This is a genomic window from Haloplanus sp. GDY1 (genome assembly GCF_023703775.1).
Taxonomy (GTDB): domain Archaea; phylum Halobacteriota; class Halobacteria; order Halobacteriales; family Haloferacaceae; genus Haloplanus; species Haloplanus halophilus.
Genome location: NZ_CP098514.1, coordinates 58,978 through 77,891, shown reverse-complemented (window position 1 = coordinate 77,891; position 18,914 = coordinate 58,978). Strand labels below are relative to the sequence as shown.

Annotated in this window: 22 protein-coding genes; 11 read left to right on the top strand and 11 right to left on the bottom strand. The window is 70.5% G+C overall.

Features of this window, described 5'->3' with window-relative positions; translation table 11 throughout:
* The first annotated feature begins 77 nt into the window (after positions 1 to 77).
* From priS to NBT67_RS00425, 3 genes are read left to right on the top strand one after another with little or no spacing between them, the layout of a single operon-like run.
* Positions 78 to 1,238 (top strand): DNA primase small subunit PriS, encoded by a 1,161-nt coding sequence (gene priS, locus NBT67_RS00435; RefSeq protein ID WP_251342854.1) that lies wholly within the window; start codon positions 78 to 80, stop codon positions 1,236 to 1,238.
* A complete protein-coding gene (locus NBT67_RS00430) occupies positions 1,235 to 2,206 on the top strand; it encodes a hypothetical protein (RefSeq protein WP_251342853.1) in 972 nt (323 codons plus the stop codon). The genes priS and NBT67_RS00430 overlap by 4 nt, the downstream gene beginning before the upstream one ends.
* Before the next feature lie 40 nt (positions 2,207 to 2,246).
* Positions 2,247 to 3,812 carry a M1 aminopeptidase family protein gene (locus NBT67_RS00425; RefSeq protein ID WP_251342852.1) on the top strand — a complete coding sequence of 522 codons (1,566 nt, stop codon included), beginning with the start codon at positions 2,247 to 2,249 and terminating at the stop codon, positions 3,810 to 3,812.
* Between the two features lies 1 nt (position 3,813).
* On the opposite strand, the gene NBT67_RS00420 is transcribed toward NBT67_RS00425, so the two are convergent.
* The 4 genes from NBT67_RS00420 to NBT67_RS00405 form a co-directional block, all read right to left on the bottom strand.
* Positions 3,814 to 3,963 (bottom strand): HVO_2901 family zinc finger protein, encoded by a 150-nt coding sequence (locus NBT67_RS00420; protein WP_251342851.1) that lies wholly within the window; start codon positions 3,961 to 3,963, stop codon positions 3,814 to 3,816.
* A gap of 256 nt (positions 3,964 to 4,219) precedes the next feature.
* Positions 4,220 to 5,638, bottom strand: coding sequence for a class II fumarate hydratase (locus tag NBT67_RS00415; RefSeq protein ID WP_251342850.1), 1,419 nt, complete (start codon positions 5,636 to 5,638; stop codon positions 4,220 to 4,222).
* Between the two features lie 37 nt (positions 5,639 to 5,675).
* Positions 5,676 to 5,945 carry a BolA family protein gene (locus NBT67_RS00410; RefSeq protein WP_251342849.1) on the bottom strand — a complete coding sequence of 90 codons (270 nt, stop codon included), beginning with the start codon at positions 5,943 to 5,945 and terminating at the stop codon, positions 5,676 to 5,678.
* 37 nt (positions 5,946 to 5,982) lie between these two features.
* Complete coding sequence (locus NBT67_RS00405) at positions 5,983 to 6,303, bottom strand: ribbon-helix-helix protein (protein WP_251342848.1); 321 nt, start codon at positions 6,301 to 6,303, stop codon at positions 5,983 to 5,985.
* A gap of 88 nt (positions 6,304 to 6,391) precedes the next feature.
* Here NBT67_RS00405 and NBT67_RS00400 point away from each other — a divergent pair, with 88 nt between their 5' ends.
* The 3 genes from NBT67_RS00400 to NBT67_RS00390 all read left to right on the top strand — a co-directional run bounded on the left by NBT67_RS00400 (position 6,392) and on the right by NBT67_RS00390 (position 8,780).
* Positions 6,392 to 7,306 (top strand): HhH-GPD family protein, encoded by a 915-nt coding sequence (locus tag NBT67_RS00400; RefSeq protein ID WP_251342847.1) that lies wholly within the window; start codon positions 6,392 to 6,394, stop codon positions 7,304 to 7,306.
* Between the two features lie 64 nt (positions 7,307 to 7,370).
* Complete coding sequence (locus NBT67_RS00395; protein ID WP_251342846.1) at positions 7,371 to 7,982, top strand: DUF1326 domain-containing protein; 612 nt, start codon at positions 7,371 to 7,373, stop codon at positions 7,980 to 7,982.
* Between the two features lie 12 nt (positions 7,983 to 7,994).
* The gene (locus tag NBT67_RS00390) at positions 7,995 to 8,780 is read left to right on the top strand and encodes a DUF2182 domain-containing protein (protein ID WP_251342845.1); all 786 of its coding nucleotides are present in this window, start codon (positions 7,995 to 7,997) and stop codon (positions 8,778 to 8,780) included.
* A gap of 39 nt (positions 8,781 to 8,819) precedes the next feature.
* Here the strand turns inward: NBT67_RS00390 and NBT67_RS00385 are convergent, their stop codons facing one another.
* The gene (locus NBT67_RS00385) at positions 8,820 to 9,125 is read right to left on the bottom strand and encodes a GYD domain-containing protein (protein WP_251342844.1); all 306 of its coding nucleotides are present in this window, start codon (positions 9,123 to 9,125) and stop codon (positions 8,820 to 8,822) included.
* Between the two features lie 35 nt (positions 9,126 to 9,160).
* A complete protein-coding gene (locus NBT67_RS00380) occupies positions 9,161 to 9,448 on the bottom strand; it encodes a DUF5789 family protein (protein WP_251342843.1) in 288 nt (95 codons plus the stop codon).
* 90 nt (positions 9,449 to 9,538) lie between these two features.
* Between NBT67_RS00380 and fen the strand changes: the two genes are divergently transcribed.
* Together fen and NBT67_RS00370 are read left to right on the top strand one after the other, a co-directional pair.
* Positions 9,539 to 10,519: a flap endonuclease-1 gene (gene fen, locus NBT67_RS00375; protein ID WP_251342842.1), complete on the top strand. Its 981-nt coding sequence runs from the start codon at positions 9,539 to 9,541 to the stop codon at positions 10,517 to 10,519.
* 51 nt (positions 10,520 to 10,570) lie between these two features.
* Positions 10,571 to 11,725: an AI-2E family transporter gene (locus NBT67_RS00370; protein WP_251342841.1), complete on the top strand. Its 1,155-nt coding sequence runs from the start codon at positions 10,571 to 10,573 to the stop codon at positions 11,723 to 11,725.
* Between the two features lie 162 nt (positions 11,726 to 11,887).
* On the opposite strand, the gene NBT67_RS00365 is transcribed toward NBT67_RS00370, so the two are convergent.
* Positions 11,888 to 12,034 carry a hypothetical protein gene (locus tag NBT67_RS00365; RefSeq protein WP_251342840.1) on the bottom strand — a complete coding sequence of 49 codons (147 nt, stop codon included), beginning with the start codon at positions 12,032 to 12,034 and terminating at the stop codon, positions 11,888 to 11,890.
* A gap of 83 nt (positions 12,035 to 12,117) precedes the next feature.
* Here NBT67_RS00365 and NBT67_RS00360 point away from each other — a divergent pair, with 83 nt between their 5' ends.
* A complete protein-coding gene (locus NBT67_RS00360) occupies positions 12,118 to 12,819 on the top strand; it encodes a DUF7117 family protein (RefSeq protein ID WP_251342839.1) in 702 nt (233 codons plus the stop codon).
* Here NBT67_RS00360 and NBT67_RS00355 read toward each other — a convergent pair.
* Complete coding sequence (locus NBT67_RS00355) at positions 12,816 to 13,703, bottom strand: tetrahydrofolate dehydrogenase/cyclohydrolase catalytic domain-containing protein (protein WP_251342838.1); 888 nt, start codon at positions 13,701 to 13,703, stop codon at positions 12,816 to 12,818. The genes NBT67_RS00360 and NBT67_RS00355 overlap by 4 nt on opposite strands.
* A gap of 105 nt (positions 13,704 to 13,808) precedes the next feature.
* Here NBT67_RS00355 and NBT67_RS00350 point away from each other — a divergent pair, with 105 nt between their 5' ends.
* Positions 13,809 to 14,255, top strand: a complete 447-nt coding sequence (locus NBT67_RS00350; RefSeq protein WP_251342837.1) for a universal stress protein — start codon at positions 13,809 to 13,811, stop codon at positions 14,253 to 14,255.
* A 69-nt stretch (positions 14,256 to 14,324) separates the two neighbouring features.
* A complete protein-coding gene (locus tag NBT67_RS00345; RefSeq protein WP_251342836.1) occupies positions 14,325 to 15,068 on the top strand; it encodes a hypothetical protein in 744 nt (247 codons plus the stop codon).
* A 16-nt stretch (positions 15,069 to 15,084) separates the two neighbouring features.
* On the opposite strand, the gene NBT67_RS00340 is transcribed toward NBT67_RS00345, so the two are convergent.
* The 3 genes from NBT67_RS00340 to NBT67_RS00330 form a co-directional block, all read right to left on the bottom strand.
* Positions 15,085 to 16,224, bottom strand: coding sequence for a tubulin/FtsZ family protein (locus NBT67_RS00340; protein WP_251342835.1), 1,140 nt, complete (start codon positions 16,222 to 16,224; stop codon positions 15,085 to 15,087).
* Positions 16,225 to 16,271: 47 nt separating this feature from the next.
* Positions 16,272 to 17,453, bottom strand: a complete 1,182-nt coding sequence (locus tag NBT67_RS00335; protein ID WP_251342834.1) for a tubulin/FtsZ family protein — start codon at positions 17,451 to 17,453, stop codon at positions 16,272 to 16,274.
* 113 nt (positions 17,454 to 17,566) lie between these two features.
* Positions 17,567 to 18,814, bottom strand: coding sequence for a serine hydroxymethyltransferase (locus NBT67_RS00330; protein WP_251342833.1), 1,248 nt, complete (start codon positions 18,812 to 18,814; stop codon positions 17,567 to 17,569).
* Between the last annotated feature and the right edge of the window lie 100 nt (positions 18,815 to 18,914).

Sequence of the window (18,914 nt, the reverse complement as noted above, 5' to 3'; positions counted from 1 at the left end):
CCGAAAAAAAGGGTTTCCACGGCGCGCCGCCCGCCGATCACAAGCTACTATACCGTCCCCGGCCGAGACCGTACCGGATGGACCGACGGACGCGTGAGTACCTCTCGGGGCGCTTCGGCGACTACTACCGCGGCGTCGATCCGACGCTGCCTCCCGATCCGGAGCGGCGGGAGTGGGGCCACATCCCCTGGACGGACGGCGCGGCGACGACGATGGTCCGCCACCAGTCGATCTACGACCTCGGCGAGGTGCCCGACTTCCTCGAACGCGAGGCGCCGCGTCACGTCTACTTCTCGGCGGCGCGCTACGACGACCCGGGGGCGGCGGAGATGGACGCGAAGGGCTGGCAGGGCGCCGACCTCGTGTTCGATCTGGACGCCGACCACCTCCCGAGCGTCGACCCCGAGGCGGCGACGTACGCCGAGATGCTCGCGGCCTGCAAGGACGCCCTCCGACGGCTGCTCGACCTGCTGGAAGACGACTTCGGGTTCGAGGACGTGACCGTCGTGTTCTCGGGGGGCCGCGGCTACCACGTCCACGTCCGCGACGAGGGACTGGCCGGCCTCGACTCGGCCGCGCGGCGAGAGGTCGTCGATTACGTCCGCGCGGTCGACCTCGACGTCGAGGGACTTGTGCGGACGCGGGCGGTCGACGGGGTGACGCGGCGCGAACTCCGCACCGAGGGCGGATGGGGCCGGCGCACCCACCGCCGCCTCCGCGAGTTCGTCGAGGAGTTGCGGACGCTCGACGAGGACGAGGCGACGGATCGCCTCACGGCGTTCGACGGCATCGGCGAGAAGGGCGCGGCGACGCTGCTCGACGCCTTCGTCGACAACGACCGCGCGGTCGAACGCGGCAACGTCGAGGTGGGCGGGCCGGGCGCGCGCACCCTCGTCGAGGCGCTGGCGACCGAGACGGTCGCGGCGGAGACGGCGCCCATCGACGAACCCGTGACGACGGACACCCACCGCCTGATCCGCCTGCCGGGGAGCCTCCACGGCGGCAGCGGCCTCGTCGTCCGGCGGATCGACCGGGACGCCGTCGACGACTTCGACCCGCTGGTCGACGCCGTCCCCGAGCGGTTCACCCGGCGCTCCGTCCGGGTCGACGTGACCGATCCGGGGCGGGTCGAACTCGACGGCGACACGTTTACGTTGGACGCGGGAGAGCAAACGGTACCGGAGTGCGTCGGCGTGTTCCTGATGACGCGCGACCGGGCCCGGAAGGTCAAAGAATGAACGTGGAGGAACTGCGCTCCGTACAGCGCACCGAACGGCAGAAAGACAGCCTCCAGCACCTCCGGGACTCGTTTTACCGCGACGTGGCGGACTACGTCGCCGAGCGCAAGGCCGAACGCGAACGCGTCGCCGAGGAAGCCGACGATCCCTTCTCCTCGCCGGAGGTGAGCCGCCTCACGGACGAAATCGAGACCGCCGAGGAAGTCGTCGAGAGCATCTACGAGCGCCGGATCGGAAAGATCGTCAAGCGGGCGACCTTCGCCGCCGCCGGCATGGCGACCGAGGACGAGGGCCTCACCAGCGAGGAGCGCGACCTCTTCGAGGATCTGGTCGCACGCATCGAGACCAACCGCGAGACCGTCCTCGACACGCTCGCCGGGGACGTCGAGACCGACGACGCGGACGACGCGTCGGACGCGGGGCCGGCACCCGGGGCCGCCGATCCCGCACCCGATCCGGAGCCCGCGTCGTCGGCGACGGATCCGACCCCGCCGCCGGAGGCCGACGACCCCGCGGCAGATCCGACCCCGCCGCCGGAGGCCGACGACCCCGCGGCAAATCCGACCCCGCCGCCGGAGGCCGACGACCCCGCGGCAGATCCGGGGCCGGCGCCCGATCCCGACGACCTCCTCGCGGAGGCGATGGGCGGTGACGGCTCGCGCGACGGGGCCGGGGCCGGGTCGGGGTCCCCCGCGGCGACGTCGGCCGACGGGGCGGCACGGAGCGACGAGGACGGCCCGGAAGTCGAGGCGCCGACGCCGGGCGGCGCGGACGGGACCGAACCGACGCCCGACGGCGGCGAGGCCGCCGACACCGACCGCACCACCCTGCGGATCACCCGCGACGTGGGCGAGATCTTCGGCGTCGACGAGCGGGAGTACGACCTCGCGAGCGAGGACGTGGTGACGCTGCCGACGCCGAACGCCGAACCCCTGCTGGATCGGGACGCGGCCGAGCGCCTCGACTGACCGGCCACAGATACTTGCCCGACGGTTCCCAATGCGCTCCATGACAGGCCGTCGGCTCGGGGTGTCGGGAACGCTGCTCGTGACCGTACTGCTCGTCGTCGCCGGGGCGGCGCCCGCGCTCGCGACGGTAGACGGCACCGGCCCGTGGACTGCCGCGGCGACCGCGCCGGGCGACGGCGCGGTGGCGCCACAGGGGGAGCGCCCGACCCTCGACGAGCGCATCGTCGCCTCGCGCAACGCCGAACCCGGGAGCGTGACCCTCACCTTCGCGTACCGGGTGCCGGCCTCGGTGACGGGGCTTCGGGTGATCGTCCCCGTCCTCTCGATTCCCGGCATCACCGTCGCGGGCACCGACGGCTTCGAGCGAACGGAGTCGACGCGGTTCCGCTGGGACGCCGAGACGGAGCGCCCGAGCGTCTCGCTCCGGTTGGCGGTGGGCGACGAACTCGGGAGCGGCGTCCGCGGCGTCGAGCGCGGCGACTGGGCGCTCGTCTCACAGCCCAACACCCGCGTGCAGGTCCGCGCGAACGAGCGCCCGATCCGGACGACGTCCTTCGGCGTCGCGGCCGCGGAACCGGGGTACGCGAGCAGCCACCTCGCCTACCTCGGCCCCCACGACGTCCGGAACGTGACCGCCGCCGACGAGCGAGCGACGTTCGTCCTCGGGGCGGAGGGCGCGGATCCGACCCGGGCCACTGCGTTCCTGCGCACCGCGAACGAGCACTTCGACTTCGGCGTCCGGCGCGACCGGATCACGGTGTTCGTCCTGCCGGTGGGCGACGACGCGACGACCGGGGTGGACGCCGCCACCGTCGACACGGCGTTCTGGGTGGGCCAGTCGGGGCTCCGCATGAACCACACGGGCGCGGTGTTCGCCCACGAGTACGTCCACACGCGCCTGGGGACGGTCGGCGCCGACGACGCGGCGTGGCTGACCGAAGCGAGCGCCGAGTACTACGGCCACCTGTTCGCCCTCAACGACGGCGTCGGCGGCTACGAGTCGTTCCGGTCGGGCCTCCGGGCGACCGAGTACGCCCCCGATCGGCGGGCGGTCGTCCTCACCGACCCGGAGACGTGGACGGGGACCACCGCCCACTACGACAAGGGGGCTCACGTCCTCGCCGCGCTCGACGCGGAGATCAGGCGACGCACCGGCGGGGAGCGGACCCTGCGTGACGTGTTCGCCGGCCGGTCGGAGCCGTTCCGCGACTACCGCGCGTTCCGGGCGGCGGTCGTCCGCGTCTCGGGCGACGACTCGCTGGGGCCGTGGCTGGATCGCTACGCCACCACGAACGCCCTGCCGCCGCTTCCCGAGGACCCGCGGTACTACGTCGCCGAACCGTCGCTCGACCCGGACGGCGACGGGGTGGCGAGCGGCATGGAAATCGACCGCGGCCGGCACCCGTTCGTCGCCGGCGCGGGGCCGGCGGGAGCCGTCGACGCGCCGACGCGGACGGCGGACCCGACGACGGGCGCCGAGGGGACGAACGCGGACGTGACCGGGACGCCGTCCGGAACCGAGGGGTCGGCCCCCGGCTTCGGCGTCGGTGCCGCCGTCGCGGCGCTCGCGGCGCTCGCGGCGCTACTCGTCGGCCGAGGGCGATAATTCAGGCCCGCCGCAGTCCCTCGCCGAGGCCGGTCGCCTCGCCGCACTCCGGACATTCGTACGTCCATCCGTCCTTCGTGGCGCGGCCCTCCGGGAACTCGGCATCGCACTTTCGACAGACGAGGAGGTCCCGCCGGGTAGAGACGTGCATCTGCGGCATAGTCGGAGCATCGACAGCATCCACTATGAACGTGTCGCTTCGGTTCCATACCTGACGGATTCGCGGTCGGAGTGGTGGTCTCTCCGTTCCGTCCGCGGGTCTCGGGTTCGTCGGGTTCTCGAAACGCGGCGACGTCTCGGGGCTCCGGATCGGTCGCCCGGCCGTCGTCTCGAAGGGAGCGCGGTCCGTCGGCGCCGGTGTGGCGTCGGGGCGCCGTCACGACGGGAGCCGGGTACAGCAGCGCCGCTCACTCGTCGTCGGCGCTCAGGATACCCCGGTGGGTCATCCGCTCGGGGTCGAGCACCTCGTCGGCCTCCGCCTCGGTGAGATAGCCCTTCTCGATCGCCACCTCGCGGACGGTCTTGTCCTCCTTCAGCGCCGTCTTGGCGACCTCGGAGGCCCTGTCGTAGCCGATGGCGGGGTTGAGCGCCGTCGCGAGCGCCATCGATCGCTCGACCGCCTCGGCGCAGTGGTCCTCGTTGGCCTCCAGTTTCGCGACGAACTTCCCGGCGAACGTCTCGGCGGCGTTCGCGAGGAGGTCCGCGGACTGCAGGAAGTTGTGCGCGATGACGGGCTTGTAGAGGTTGAGGTCGATCTGGCCGCCCGCGGCGCCCGCGGAGACGGCGGCGTCGTTACCCACCACCTGCGTGTGGACCTGGTTGACCGCCTCGGCGACGACGGGGTTGATCTTCCCGGGCATGATCGACGACCCCGGCTGGTTCTCGGGCTGTTCGATCTCGCCGAGGCCGTTCCGCGGCCCGGAGGCGAGCAGGCGGAGGTCGTTCGCGATCTTGTTGAGCGAGCCGGCGACCGTCCGCAGGGCGCCGTGGGCCTCGCCCATCGCGTCGTGGGCGGCCTGGGCCTCGAAGTGGTCGTCGGCCTCACGGAACTCGATCCCCGTCTCCTCGGCGACGTACGCCGCGGCGCGTTCGGGGAACTCGGGGTGGGTGTTCAGCCCAGTCCCCGTCGCGGTCCCGCCGAGGGCGAGTTCCGAGAGTCGGGGGGCGACCGACTCGCAGCGCTCGATCCCCTTCTCGACCTGGGTGCGGTAGCCGCCGAACTCCTGGCCGAGACGGACGGGCGTGGCGTCCTGCAGGTGGGTGCGACCGGTCTTGACGACGCCGTCGAACTCGTCGGCCTTGGCGTCCAGCGCGTCGGCCAGCGTCTCCAGGGCGGGGATCAGGTCCTTCCGCACCGCCTCAAGCGCGGCGACGTGCATGGCGGTGGGGATCACGTCGTTCGAGGACTGCCCGAAGTTGACGTGGTCGTTCGGGTGGACCACCCGGTCGCCGACCTCGCTCCCCAGCAGTTCGGCCGCGCGGTTGGCGATCACCTCGTTCGCGTTCATGTTCGAGGAGGTCCCCGATCCGGTCTGGAAGACGTCGACCGGGAACTGGTCGTCGTGGTCGCCGGCGATCACCTCGTCGGCGGCGGCGACGACGGCGTCGGCCACGTCCTCGTCGAGCAGGTCGAGGTCGCGGTTGGCCCGCGCCGCCGACTTCTTGACGACGCCGAGCGCGCGGACGAACCGCCGCCCGAACCGCTCGTCGCTGATTGGGAAGTTCTCGACGGCACGCTGGGTCTGGGCGCCCCAGTACGCGTCCGCGGGGACCCGAATCTCGCCGAGGCTGTCCCGTTCGACGCGGAAGTCAGGGTCGTCGCTCATGCGCGAGCGAAGGGGAGCCGCCTCGTAAAAGCTACCGTTACGCCTCCGGCCCGTGTTCCTCGTACGCCTCCGGCGTGTAGGTCTTCATCTCCATGGCGTGGATGTCGGTCGTCATGTGACCCTCCAGCGCGTCGTAGACGAGCTGGTGTTGCTGGACCAGGGGCAGCCCCTCGAAGGCGGGCGAGACGACCACGGCGGCGAAGTGGGCGTCCTCGTGGTCCTCGTCGGGCACGCGGGGCTTGGTGACCGTCGCGTCGGCGTCCTCGATTCCCTCCTCGATGAGTCGTTCGACCTCGGCGGTGTCCATACCCCTACGGCGGCGGCCGGCGCACAAAAGTTACCCGCTACATCTGGTAGCGACGCTCGTCGTCGCGCTGGGGGTACTGGTCCGCGCCCGTCATCTCGTCGTAGGTCATCCCCGAGAGGTACTCGTCGTAGGTCACGTCGTACCCCTGCCGGAGGTGGAAGTCCAGGTCGCCGGTGTCGACCGTCGAGCGGTAGAGTGCGTGGATCGCCCGCCGGACGAGTTCGCCCTCGTCGGCCCCGATGGCCGCCGAGAGCATCGCGAGTTCGTTGCGCGTCTCGCGGTCCAGTTCGACGGCGAGTTCGTCGCCCAGCGCGCCGTAGGCGTCCTCCACGTCAGCGGTGAGTTCGTCGAGACCCATGCCCCGGGAAAGGTCCGGCCGCCGAATACGGCTTTCGGCTCCCCGGCGAACCAGCACGCCTAACGGGCCGCGACGCAACCGTCCGACGATGAGCGAGGACGACGCGCTGCCGGAGGACGTCGAGGCCGTCCGCTCGGCGCTCGTCGAGTGGTACGAGGCCGACCACCGAGAGTTCCCGTGGCGGCGGACGACCGACCCCTACGAGATACTCGTCTCGGAGGTGATGAGCCAGCAGACCCAACTCGACCGCGTCGTCGACGCGTGGGCGGCCTTCCTCGACCGGTGGCCGACCGTCGAGGCGCTCGCGGCCGCCGACCGGAGCGACGTGGTGGGGTTCTGGTCCGACCAGCGCCTCGGCTACAACAACCGCGCGCGCTACCTCCACGAGGCCGCCGGGCAGGTCGTCGACGACTTCGGCGGCGAGTGGCCGGAGACGCCGGCGGCCCTGCAGGACCTGATGGGCGTCGGTCCCTACACCGCCAACGCCGTCGCGAGCTTCGCGTTCGACAACGGCGACGCCGTCGTCGACACCAACGTCAAGCGCGTCCTCTATCGCGCCTTCGGGATCCCCGACGACGACGCGGCGTTCGAGCGGGCGGCGGGCGAACTCATGCCCGACGGCGAGTCCCGCGTCTGGAACAACGCCATCATGGAGTTAGGGGGCGTCGCCTGCCGGCAGCGGCCCCGGTGTGACGAGGAAGGATGCCCGTGGCGCCGGTGGTGTCACGCCTACGAGACGGGGGACTTCACCGCGCCCGACGTGCCGACGCAACCCGAGTTCGAGGGCAGTCGGCGCCAGTTCCGCGGGCGCGTCGTGCGCGTCCTCGGCGAACACGGCGCCCTCCCCCTCGACGAACTCGGCCCGCGGATTCGCGTGGACTACGCGCCGGAGGGCGAGTACGGCCGGGAGTGGCTCCGCGGACTCCTCGCGGACCTGGCCGACGACGGCCTGGTCGAAATCGAGGACGGCGACGACGGTGCGGTGGCGAGACTCGGGGAGTAGCGGGGACGAGCGGACCGAAAAGGCCTTGTCACCTGGCAACGTATCCCAATGAAGTGTTAGTATAATGACCAGTGACTGGACCATCGCGGGCGACTACGTGGAAGCGTGCAACTGCGACGTCGCCTGTCAGTGCATCTGGATGGAACCGGCCGACGACGACGGCTGTATCGCCTCGCTCGCGTGGCACATCCGCGAGGGCGAGTACGGCGACGTGGACCTGAGGGCCCGCTCCGTCGCGATGCTGATCACGGCCGAGGAGGGGGTCATGTTCGCCCCCGAAACCGGGTGGGACGTCGTCCTCGTCGTCGACGAGGCGGCCGACGACGAGCAGCGCGCGGCCATCGAGGACGTCTTCCTGGGTCGGGCCGGGGGCATCTGGGCGGCCGTCGCGGACGCGCACGTCGAGAGCGTCGAGGTGACCACGGCGCCCATCGAGTTCGCCCGGGACGGCGACGAGTTCTCCGTCTCGGTCGGCGACATCGCCACGATGGAGGCCGCCGGAGCGCCGGGGTTCAACGGCGAACTCGGTCGGGTCTCGCCGCACCCACTCACGAAGAGCCAGGAGATGATCGCCGGCAAGTCGACGACGGCGACCGCCTCGTACGGCGACGGCTTCGACTGGGACGTCTCCGGAAACAACGCCTACCTCGGCGACTTCGAACTCGCCAGCGCCTGACGTCGACGGCCCATGGCACGCGCCACTCCGGGGCGGTTCGTCCCCCGCCGGGTCCCCGTCGTCGCGCTCGTCACCTACGGTATCGCCCTCCTCGCGTGGCTGAGCCTCGTGGGGCGGTGGCTCCCGATGCCGGGGTCGGTGCCGGGACTGCGGATGTCCGACCCCGGAGCGCCGGAGGCGATGGCGCTCTCGAACGGTCCCGTCGGCGTCGGCCTCTATCTGTTCATGTGGGGCGTGATGATGGTCGCGATGATGTACCCTTCGTCGGTGCCGCTGTTTCGGCTGTACTACAAGACGCTCGACGGGACGACGACCGGGGGGAAGGCCGCACGCGTCGGCGCCTTCATGGGGACGTACGCGCTCGTGTGGACGCTGACCGGGGTGGTGCCGCTCGCCGTGAACGCCGTCCTCCCGATAGCGACGGTCGCCAGCGAGCGCGGGGCGCTCCTGTTCGGGGGGACCCTCGCCGTCCTCTCGGCCTACCAGCTCTCGCCGTACAAGCACCGGTGTCTGAAGTACTGTCGGACGCCTCTCGGCTTCCTGATGGAGTACCACGAACCGGGGGTCCGCGGCGCGGCCGCGATGAGCCTCAGGTTCGCCGTCTTCTGCGTCGGCTGTTGCTGGGCGCTCTTTGCCGTCATGGTCGTCGTCGGCTCGATGAACCTCCTCTGGATGGCCGGCCTCACCGTGGTGCTCTCGCTGGAGCGGACGGTGGGATGGGGTGACCGGCTGGCGCGGGGGGTCGGCGTCGTCGCCGGCCTCGGGAGCGTCGCCCTCCTGTTCGTCGCCCTGTCGTGAGACGGGGGCGTCCACCCGGCGCGCCGGCCCTCGCGACCCTCACAGGTCGGTCACGAGTTCCGAGAACGTCTCCGTGTCGACGACCTCCATGGTCTGGACGTCCAGCCCGTGTCGTTCGAGGATGACGTCGGCCTGGAACGCCGTCTCGGTGCCCGACCCATCGAAGATCACGAGGAAGTCGTGTTCGCCGAGCGCCGCGTACGCGTCCTCGATGGACGCACCGATGCGGTCGAACTCCCGGGTGATGTCCCCCCAGACGGACGCCAGCTCCTGCATGTTCTGGACGTTCGGGTCCGCGACGTCGATGAGCGCGACGTAGGTCGTGAACGTGGGTTGCTGTGACATGGGTGACGTGTGCCGAGTTTTGCCGCGGTCGCCCGTCACACCGAGAGTTCGGTGGTTCGAACCGCCGTCCGCGACCGGTCGTCGTAGCGCTTGCGGCCGACGTGATCCGCCGGCAGGTTCGCCATCACGGTGCTGTGGAGGTCGGCCGCGGACGCGTATCTCGTCGCCGAACTCCGCTCCAGAACCGTGCGGACGTCGGTCGTCTCGCCGTTCGGGGAGTCGATGCCGACGTCGCCGACGGCGTCGACGACGGCCGCCTCCTCGGCCGGGAAGTCGCACTTCCGAGCGAACAGCTCACGGGTGTCGGAGGGTCGAAGAATCATGGGGTCGTGCCTCGTCGTTCCGGACGGATACATGTTGGGCCGGGGACCGAACCCGGACGTTGAAAGCCCGCGCCCGCGTACCGGGTGCCGATGGGCAACGCAGACCTCAGGCAACTCGCCGCCCTCTCGGACGTCTCCTGGGACGAGGTGGCCGACAGCGTCGTCGCCGTCGACGCGCACAACTGGCTGTATCGCTACCTCACGACGACGGTCAAGTGGACGAGCGACGACGTCTACACCACCGCCGCGGGCGAGGAGGTGGCGAACCTCGTCGGCGTCGTCCAGGGGCTCCCCAAGTTCTTCGAACACGACCTGACGCCCGTCTTCGTCTTCGACGGCGGCGTCACCGATCTGAAGGACGACGAGGTGGCCGAACGGCGCGAGCGACGGGAGCGCGCCGAGGAGCGGCGGGCCGAGGCCGAGGCGCGCGGCGACGCCGTGGAGGCGGCCCGCCTCGACGCCCGAACCCAGCGGCTCACCGACGTGATCCTGGAGACGACGCGCGAACTGCTGGCGCTGCTCGACGTGCCCGTCGTCGAGGCGCCCGCCGAGGGGGAGGCACAGGCGGCCCACATGGCCCGCCGGGGCGACGCCGACTACGCGGGCAGCGAGGACTACGACACCCTGCTGTTCGGCGCGCCGCTGACCCTCCGCCAGCTGACGAGCAAGGGCACCCCGGAGCTGATGGACCTGGACACGACCCTCGACCGCCACGGGATCACGTGGGAGGCGCTCATCGACGTGGCGATCCTCTGTGGCACGGACTTCAACCCCGGCGTCGACGGCGTCGGCCCGAAGACGGCGCTCCGGGCGATCCGGGACCACGGCGACCTGTGGGCCGCCCTCGACGCCGAGGGCTGGCGGGTGGAAAACGCCGACCGGGTGCGAGCCCTCTTCCGGAACCCGCCCGTCACCGACGACTACGACCTGGACCTGGACCTCGATCCCGACGTGGCCGCCGCGCGCGAGTACGTGACCGAGGAGTGGGAGGTTGACGCCGACGAGGTGGAACGCGGGTTCGACCGGATCGAGGAGTCGCTGGTGCAGACGGGGCTGGATCGCTGGACCTGACGGGGCGCTCCGCAGGGGGATTTTTCTCTCCGGCCCACGAGGGTCGTCACCATGTCGGAGTTCCGGCTCTCCCGGTTTCGGCTCGGGTGGTGGAGCCTGGGGTTCACACTCGGGGCGGCGCTGCTGTACGTCGTCTACTCCTTCGTCGGCACGTTCGTCTTCGGCGTGTTCATCTACTACGCCACCCGGCCGATCTACCGGCGCCTGCGTCGGGTGATCCGCCCGCCGAGCCTCGCGGCCGCCATCTCGCTGTTCGCGCTCGCGCTCCCCGCGCTCCTGTTGGTGGTCTACGCCCTCAGCATCGCGCTCAACGAACTCCTGAAGTACGTCAACTCGGGCGCGTTCGACCCGGCGCGGTGGCCACTACTCGATCAGGAGACGCTGGCTCGGATCGCCGATCCGGCGACGCTCATCTCCCTCGACCCGGAGCAGTACCTCTCCGTCGAGCGCCTGCAGTCGCTGTTCTCGTCGCTGGGGTCGGCCGCCGACACCGTGGCGTTCGTCGGCGTCGGCGCCGTCCACCTGTTCGTGATGCTGGCGCTGGCGTTCTACCTGCTCCGGGACGGCGGCCGACTCTCCCGGTGGGCGCTCGCGCGGTTCGGCGACGACCGGGGGATCCTGGAGGCCTACGGCCGCGCCGTCGACCGCGACTTCAAGGGCATCTTCTTCGGCAACATCCTCAACGCGGTGCTGACGGGGAGCATCGGCGTGCTGGCGTACTCGATCCTGAACGTCTACGCGCCGGCGGGACTCCGGATCCCCGCGGCCCCGCTGGTCGGACTGCTCGCCGGCGTCGCGAGCCTGATCCCCATCGTCGGCATGAAACTCGTCTACGTCCCCGTCGCGCTCTACCTCGCCGGGATCGGACTGCTGACCGATCCGACCGGCCTCTGGTTCGTCGCCGTCTTCGCGCTGGTCTCGTTCGTCGTCGTCGACACCATCCCGGACCTCGTCCTCCGACCGTACGTCTCGGGGCGGAGCCTCCACGTCGGGAGCCTGATGATCGCCTACACCTTCGGCCCCCTGCTTTTCGGCTGGTACGGCATCTTCCTCGCGCCCATGCTCCTCGTGTTGGTCGTGCACTTCGCCCGACTGGTGTTGCCCGAACTCCTGGGGGCAAAGCCCATCCAGCCGTACGCGGTCGATCCGGGGAGCCTGGCCGACGTCGATACCGGCGAGGCCGAGGACGCCGCCCCGCAGGACTGACGGACGCGGGGCTCGTCGAATTGGTACAAAAGGAAAGCAAGCCACGCGAAAATCGCGTGGAAGCTTGCCGCCCTGAATTGGTCCCCGCTGACGCTTCGGCCCTCCAGACGAAGCGTCACCTGACAATCCGGAGTCCGATAGTATAAAACTACCGCCTCGTCGCTACATGTGTTCCTCCTCCAACACCCAGCCGAGCGCTCGCTTGTAGTGAGTGAACAGCTGTCTGACGCCCTCGTGTCGCATCTCCTCGTCCGCGAGCTGTTCGGCGAGGAACTCGTACTGCTCGCGGACGTCGCGTTCGTCTCGCATGGCGTCACGTGGTGGTTCCGGCTACCTGTATCCTCGGTCCGGCGGAACGCCGACCTTTTGTCGCCGCCGGGCGAACGCGACCCATGGAGATTCGCGGCCGACGGGAGTGTCAGGACTGCGGCTGCCGGTGGTCGTACTACGAGACGGGGAGCGTGTCGTGCCCGGACTGCGGGAGCCTCCGGAGCGTCGGCGTCGACGACCGCACCCTCCACACGGACGCCCCGGCGACGCTCGACCTGACGCCCTACCGGAACGCCGCGGCCGACGACGAACTCGCCGACGCCGTCGACGACTGCAAGAGCGACCTGCGGAGCTACCTCCGGCGGCGCGGCTTCGTCGACGGCGGCGAACTCCGCCCCCTCGACGAATCCGTCGTCGCCGCGGCCGAACTCCTGCAGGTCGTCGACGCGTTCGACCGCCTCCGCGACCCGACCGACGCGGAGTACACCTACCTCCTCGCCCTCCTCCGGGACGCGGATCGGGGGGAGCGACCCGGGCCGGCGGCGGTCCCCGAACGGCTGGCGGCGGCCCGCGGCCTCGGCGACGCGAAGGCCGTCGACGCGTACCGCCGCGACCTGCTCTCGTGGCTGGACGAACACCCCGACGCCGAGGCCCGCCGGACCCTCGGGACGGTCCGCGAACGGTGCAAGCGAGTGGAGGCGCTCCAGGGCGACGTGTCGCCGTCCGAGGCCGAGTCGCTGGTCCGGGCGGCCCGCGAGGTGGGTTCCTACCTGATCGAGGGCGACGAGTCGGCGCTCGCGTCCGCCCGCAACCGGCTGGACTAGGGGAGGGAGACCGGCACGTCGGCCTGCCGGCTCGTCGCCTTGACCGTGTTGTAGAGGAGCATCGCCCGCGTCATCGGTCCGACGCCGCCGGGGACGGGCGTGATGGCCCGCGCCGTCGCCTTCGCGCTCTCGAACTCCACGTCCCCGACCAGCGTCGACTCGCCGTCGCGTTCGACGCGGTTGACGCCCACGTCGATCACGACCGTTCCGTCCGAGAGCATCGACCCGTCGACGAGTTCGGGCACGCCGACCGCGGCGATCACCACGTCCGCGCGCCGGGTCTTCTCGGCCAGGTCGTCGGTCCGGGAGTGACAGACCGTCACCGTCGCGTTGCCGTAGTCGGCCTTCTGGACGAGGAGGTTGGCGAGGGGTTTGCCGACGATGTTCGACCGACCGACGATAGTCACGTCGGCGCCCTCCGTCGCCACGTCCGCGGCGTCGAGGAGTTTGAGGACGCCGTGCGGGGTGCAGGGCTTGAACACGGGGTCGCCGGCGACCAGTCGGCCGACGTTCTCGGGGTGGAAGCCGTCCACGTCCTTCGCGGGGTCGATGGCGCGGATCACGTCCCGGTCCTCGATGTGGTCCGGGACCGGCATCTGGACGAGGATGCCGTTCACGTCCGGGTCGGCGTTCAGGTCGTCGACCGTCCCGAACAGTTCCTCGGCGGGCGCCTCGGGATCGAGTTCCACGTCCCGGGCCTCGATACCCACCTCCGCGCAGTCCTGCTGTTTCATCGAGACGTACGTCTCGCTGGCTGGGTCGTCGCTCATGAGGACGGTGGCGAGCGTCGGCGTGACGCCTGCGTCGTCGAGCGTGCCGATGGCATCCGAGAGGCCGTCGCGGACGTCCGCCGCTACCGCGTCGCCGTCGATAACGTGAGTCACGTCCGAACCGGGACCGCGTGTGGTCTTCAAGCCTCCGCTTGACGCAGTATCGCCCCGTGGGAGTCACGGTGGGGGCTTTTCACGCCGGCCGCCGAAGCCCCGACCATGTACGAGCGCATCCTGCTCGCCACGGACGGAACGGTCGCCTCGGACGACGCGACGGCCCACGCCATCGGGTTGGCCGACCTCCACGACGCCATGCTGCACGCGCTCTACGTCGTCGACAGCGACGTCTACTCGGCGTACAGCGGTGACGAATACGTCGACGAACGCGAGGGGCCGGAACACGGGCTGGAGGAGGTGGGCGAGGAGGCGCTGTCGGCGGTGACGACCCGGGCCGCCGACCGCGGCGTCGAGGTCGTCGAAGCGCTGCGTCACGGCCGTCCCCACGAGGAGATCGTCGACTACGCCGACGAGGAAGGGGTCGACCTGATCGTCCTCGGGACGCGTCGCCACCCCGAGGCGTACCGGAGTCTGCTGGGCTCCGTCACCGACCGCGTGGTCCGACTGGCCGACGAACCGGTGGTGGTCGTCAAGACGGACGTCGCGTGAGTAACGTTCCGGCGAACGACCGCGTCCGAGCGAAAACTGTTAACGGCCCCTATCGAGTAGCGTGACCCGATGACGGACTCCCAACTCGTCACGGCCATCAAAGCCGACTTCATACGGTTACTGACCGCTTGGCGACAGGTTCTGTTCTCGGCCGACTCGGACGGGCATCCGGTTCGGGGTCGCTGGCAACCCCAGACGACCCGGGACCGGCTCGCGTTCTGGACCTGGAGCGGGCTGGGAGCCGTGTTGATCGTCGCCGCGTACCCGTTCGCGGTCGCCGGGTTCTGGGCCCGGTACGTGACCCGACAGCTCAACCGCATCGCGACCGGGCTGGGACTGGTCGCGCTCGTCGCCGTCGTGGCCGTCGCCTGGAGCGCGCTGACGGCGCTCGCGTGGGGCCGGTTTCCGGCCTCGGGGTTCAAGGCCGTCCTCACGGCGAGCGTGGTCGCGACGGGGTCCACCGCGCTCGCGTGGGGGACCGCCAGCGTCGGCGGTCGGCGCCTGACCCTCGCCGCCGCGTACCCGTTCGTCGTCGCGGCGATCTGTCTGCCCCCGGTGACGGCCGCGCTCTTCTCGCCCACGCTGGGCGAGGTCATCCTGCCGCGGAGTACGTCACTGGCCGCGTGGCTCCTCGACAACGTCCTGGCGGTCGGTAACCTCAACGCCGTCCTCCGGCGGGAGTTCAACCTCTCCGGGATCGCGTTCGTGGGAATGTGGGCCGGACTCGCCGTCCCCATCGGGTGGGGGCTGGGCCTTCTCGTCGCGTTCGCGAACGCGGTTCGCCCCCGCAACGACGGGGACGGGCGCAGGTGAGTCCGGCGGGGAGCGGTCAGTCCGACTCGTCGGCCGCCTGGACGGTCCGACTGCGTTCGTACTCGACGGCCTGCCGTTGCATCGCGTCGATCCGCGGGACCTCGGTGACGTTGGACAGCAACACGACCGCCGAGACGGTCGAGGAGCCCGTCCGCGGGTCGTCGCCGGCGAGCACCTCGACCGTCTCCGTCTCCTCTTCGAGCCACTGGCGGGCGCTCTCGAAGCCACGCCGGGAGAGTTCCTCCGGCGGGCCGGACAGCACGACGAGCACTCGCTCGGCGCTTGACACCTCGCACGGCAGCGTCAGCCGCGAGTTGAGCGCCTGTCGGACGAGCCCCTGAATCTTCCCGGCGTCGGTCCGGTCGTCCGACTCCTCGTCGCCCCGGTCGCCGGGGAGGAGCGAGAGGACCCACGACAGAAATCCGCCGCCGTCGTCGAGATCGGTCTCGGCGTAGCCGACCGAGGTGACCCCGCCCGGCGAGAGCGTACGGATGATGTCGCTGGAGTCCATCGTGTTCGCCCCGATGGAGTCGGGGTCGGACTCCTCCCTGGCAAACAGCGAAACGATCCGGCCGGCCAGTTCGCGGTTCGCCCGTTCGTACTCCTCGTCGACGTCGGCGGCGTCGGGGTCGAGCCAGCGGTCGTTGTCGAACAGGATGACGCTGTCGGCCGCCGGGACGATGGACCTGAGCGACCGGGCGGCGTTCAGCGCCGCGCGGTCGGGCGCCTTCGCGGCCGGAAGGACACCGAGGACGTACACCGGTTTGTCGTACAGCTCCTGGAGCCGCTCGACGAGGACGGCCCCCGCGCCGCTGCCGGTGCCGCCGCCCAGACACGCGACGACCAGCACGCCGTCGAGCTTGCGCATGGGGATCGAGTCGAGCGAGCGTTGGATCTCGGGGAAGTCGGCGCGGACGACCTCGACTGCGAGCTCCTGTGCTCCGTCGACACCCTCGTCGACCTCGCGGTGCGTGTCGCCGATCGTCACGTGCTGGTCCGGGGAGACGTGCTCGAAGTCGTCGTCGACGGTCCGTGAGATGTCGATCGTGAGCAGATGCCCGTAGCACAGCTGCCGATCGCCGGACGCCTCGAGGCCGCGAATCGTATCGACGAGGCGGCTGCCGCCACCGCCGACGCCGACGAGCGCGAGCTTCATCGGTTCCCTCGTCGATGGGCAGGGGTGCGTTCGGTTCGGTTCACGGTTCAGACTACGGGGTCGAGGTCGTCGTTGTCGTCCGTGATCAGGTCGTTGATCTTCTCCTCGCGTTCGGCCTGTTGCTCGGCGATCTGTTCCTGTGCGTCGATGGCCTGGTTCTGGATCGTGTCGATCCGCGGGGCCTCCGAGACGTTCGAGAGGAGTACGGCGGCGGCGAGTTGCGACGAGCGTTCGCGCGGGTCGTCGCCGACGAGCACCTCGACCGTCTCGGCCTCCTGTTCGAGCCACTGGCGGGCGCTCTCGATGCCCTTCCGGGAGAACTCCTCGGGCGGGCCGGACAGCACGACCAGCACCCGCTCGGCGCTGGACACCTCGCACGGCAGCGTCAGCCGTGAGTTGGTCGCCCGGCGGACGAGCGCCTTGATCTTCGTCGCCTGGCTGGCGTCGTCGAGGTCGTCCTCCTCGCTACCGCTGCCGCCCCACCTGTCGAGCAGCCCCTCGGGCTGTGCGTCGACCGCCGTGGCGGCGTAGCCGATGGAGGACACCCCGTCGGTGTTGAGCGTGCGGATGATGTCGCTCGAGTCCATCGCGTTCTCGGCGACCTCCGAGTCGTCTGTCTCGCCCGCGGCCAGCAGCGTCACGATCCGGGACGCGAGCTCGCGGTTCATCTGCTCGTACCCCTCCTCGATCGTCTGATCCCGAGCGCGCCAGGCGTCGTTGTCGAAGCCGATGAAGTTGTCCGTCTTGTTGACGAACGACTGGAGGGACCGGGCGGCGTTCAGCGCCGGTCGGCCACCCTCGTACTCGCCGGGGAGGACGCCGAGGGCGTACACCGGCTCGTCGTACATCTCCTGGAGGGCGTCGATGACGACGGGGCCACCGCCGCTTCCCGTGCCGCCGCCGAGGCCGGCGGCGACGAGGATCGCGTCGACGTTGTGGATCTCGATGTCGTCGAACGCCCGGCGGAGTTCGTTGATGTCCGCGGACATGACCTCCGCACCGATCTCCACGTCGCCGCCGACGCCGTGCCCTTTCGACTTCTGGTTCGTGTCACCGACCAGAACGCGCCGCTCCTCGGGGATGTACTCGGGCTTGGCGAGGTCCGTCCGCGCGGTGTTGATCGCGTGGACGTGTCGACAGAGGTTCCGGTTGGTTTCGGACTCGAACTCCACCATCCGATCCACGATCTTGCTTCCGGCGTTTCCGACACCGATTGTAGCGAGTTTCATGACTCTTGGTTCGGTTGTCTGCGTTGAGGGGTATAGTTAATTTGGTTCGGAACTGATACGTCCCGAGCGCGAGTCGTCGGGGGCGGACGACCCCCGCGGCCGTCGGAGCCCCGCTACTCGTACAGCGGGTGGGCCGCACACAGTTCGTCCACCCGGTCGCTCACGTCGTCGCGGACGGTCCCGTCCTCGGGCGCGTCGAGGACGCGGGCGATCAGGTCGGCCACCTCGCGGGTGGCCGCCTCGTCGAAGCCGCGGGTCGTGAGGGCGGCGGTGCCGGCGCGGATCCCGCTGGGGTCGAACGGCGACCGGGTTTCCCCCGGCACCGTGTTGCCGTTGAGGACGATGCCCGTCGCGGCGAGGGCGTCCTCGGCGTCGCCGCCGGAGAGGTCGGGGTGGGAGTCACGCAGGTCGACCAGCACGAGGTGGGTGTCGGTGCCCCCGGAGACGAGCGAGAGCCCGTGGTCCGCGAGCCGGTCGCCGAGCGCGCGGGCGTTGGCGACGACCTGCTCCGCGTACTCCTCGAACTCGGGGTCGAGCGCCTCGCCGAACCCCACCGCCTTGCCCGCGACGTTGTGCATCAGCGGGCCGCCTTGCACGCCCGGGAACACCGCGTCGTCGACGGCGTCGGCGTGTTCCTCGCCGCACATGACGATGCCGCCCCGGCCGGCCCGGATCGTCTTGTGCGTACTCCCGGTCACGAAGTCGGCGACGCCGACTGGCGAGGGGTGGACCCCCGCGGCCACCAGCCCGGTGATGTGGGCGATGTCGGCGACGTGGTAGGCGTCGACGGCGTCGGCGACGGCGTCGATGCGCTCCCAGTCGACCTGCCGAGGGTAGGCGGAGAAGCCGGAGACGATGGCGTCGGGGTCGAACGCGTCCGCACGCTCGGCGAGGCCCTCGTAGTCGAGATAGCCCGTCTCGGGGTCGACGCGGTAGTGGTCCACCTCGTACAGTTGCCCGGCGAAGTTGGCGGGGTGGCCGTGGCTGAGGTGGCCCCCGTGTTCGAGTTCGAGCGAGAGGATGCGGTCGCCGGGGTCGAGGACCGCGAGGTAGACGGCCATGTTCGCCTGGGTCCCGCTGTGGGGCTGGACGTTGACGTGGTCGGCCCCCCACAGCTCCCTGGCCCGCTCGACGGCCAGTTCCTCGACGGCGTCGGCGTACGCGCACCCGGCGTAGTAGCGCTCGCCGGGGTAGCCCTCGGCGTACTTGTTGGTCAGGGCGCTGCCCTGCGCGTCGACGACGGCCCGACTCGCGTGGTTCTCCGAGGCGATCATCGAGAGCGTGTTCCGCTGTCGCTCGGCCTCGCCGACGAGCGCCTCCGCCACCGCGGGATCGGTCGCACGGACGTGGTCGTGTTCCATGGGTACACGCGGCCCAAGCGACGCATAAAGCTGTCTCTCCGCTCTGGACCCTCTGTGCAATTCTGCCGACGAGAAAAAATTAATCAACTGTCTGGACAGA

Excerpts from the sequence above, each read along its gene's own strand:
- NBT67_RS00365 (WP_251342840.1), bottom strand. The coding sequence starts at position 12,034 with ATGCGAGACGAACGCGACGTCCGCGAGCAGTACGAGTTCCTCGCCGAA.
- NBT67_RS00345 (WP_251342836.1), top strand. The coding sequence starts at position 14,325 with ATGACGGACTCCCAACTCGTCACGGCCATCAAAGCCGACTTCATACGG.
- NBT67_RS00400 (WP_251342847.1), top strand. The coding sequence starts at position 6,392 with ATGAGCGAGGACGACGCGCTGCCGGAGGACGTCGAGGCCGTCCGCTCG.
- NBT67_RS00370 (WP_251342841.1), top strand. The coding sequence starts at position 10,571 with ATGTCGGAGTTCCGGCTCTCCCGGTTTCGGCTCGGGTGGTGGAGCCTG.
- NBT67_RS00405 (WP_251342848.1), bottom strand. The coding sequence starts at position 6,303 with ATGGGTCTCGACGAACTCACCGCTGACGTGGAGGACGCCTACGGCGCG.
- NBT67_RS00330 (WP_251342833.1), bottom strand. The coding sequence starts at position 18,814 with ATGGAACACGACCACGTCCGTGCGACCGATCCCGCGGTGGCGGAGGCG.
- NBT67_RS00395 (WP_251342846.1), top strand. The coding sequence starts at position 7,371 with ATGACCAGTGACTGGACCATCGCGGGCGACTACGTGGAAGCGTGCAAC.
- NBT67_RS00340 (WP_251342835.1), bottom strand. The coding sequence starts at position 16,224 with ATGAAGCTCGCGCTCGTCGGCGTCGGCGGTGGCGGCAGCCGCCTCGTC.
- priS (WP_251342854.1), top strand. The coding sequence starts at position 78 with ATGGACCGACGGACGCGTGAGTACCTCTCGGGGCGCTTCGGCGACTAC.
- NBT67_RS00335 (WP_251342834.1), bottom strand. The coding sequence starts at position 17,453 with ATGAAACTCGCTACAATCGGTGTCGGAAACGCCGGAAGCAAGATCGTG.
- NBT67_RS00390 (WP_251342845.1), top strand. The coding sequence starts at position 7,995 with ATGGCACGCGCCACTCCGGGGCGGTTCGTCCCCCGCCGGGTCCCCGTC.
- NBT67_RS00415 (WP_251342850.1), bottom strand. The coding sequence starts at position 5,638 with ATGAGCGACGACCCTGACTTCCGCGTCGAACGGGACAGCCTCGGCGAG.
- fen (WP_251342842.1), top strand. The coding sequence starts at position 9,539 with ATGGGCAACGCAGACCTCAGGCAACTCGCCGCCCTCTCGGACGTCTCC.
- NBT67_RS00410 (WP_251342849.1), bottom strand. The coding sequence starts at position 5,945 with ATGGACACCGCCGAGGTCGAACGACTCATCGAGGAGGGAATCGAGGAC.
- NBT67_RS00425 (WP_251342852.1), top strand. The coding sequence starts at position 2,247 with ATGACAGGCCGTCGGCTCGGGGTGTCGGGAACGCTGCTCGTGACCGTA.
- NBT67_RS00360 (WP_251342839.1), top strand. The coding sequence starts at position 12,118 with ATGGAGATTCGCGGCCGACGGGAGTGTCAGGACTGCGGCTGCCGGTGG.
- NBT67_RS00385 (WP_251342844.1), bottom strand. The coding sequence starts at position 9,125 with ATGTCACAGCAACCCACGTTCACGACCTACGTCGCGCTCATCGACGTC.
- NBT67_RS00350 (WP_251342837.1), top strand. The coding sequence starts at position 13,809 with ATGTACGAGCGCATCCTGCTCGCCACGGACGGAACGGTCGCCTCGGAC.
- NBT67_RS00430 (WP_251342853.1), top strand. The coding sequence starts at position 1,235 with ATGAACGTGGAGGAACTGCGCTCCGTACAGCGCACCGAACGGCAGAAA.
- NBT67_RS00380 (WP_251342843.1), bottom strand. The coding sequence starts at position 9,448 with ATGATTCTTCGACCCTCCGACACCCGTGAGCTGTTCGCTCGGAAGTGC.
- NBT67_RS00420 (WP_251342851.1), bottom strand. The coding sequence starts at position 3,963 with ATGCACGTCTCTACCCGGCGGGACCTCCTCGTCTGTCGAAAGTGCGAT.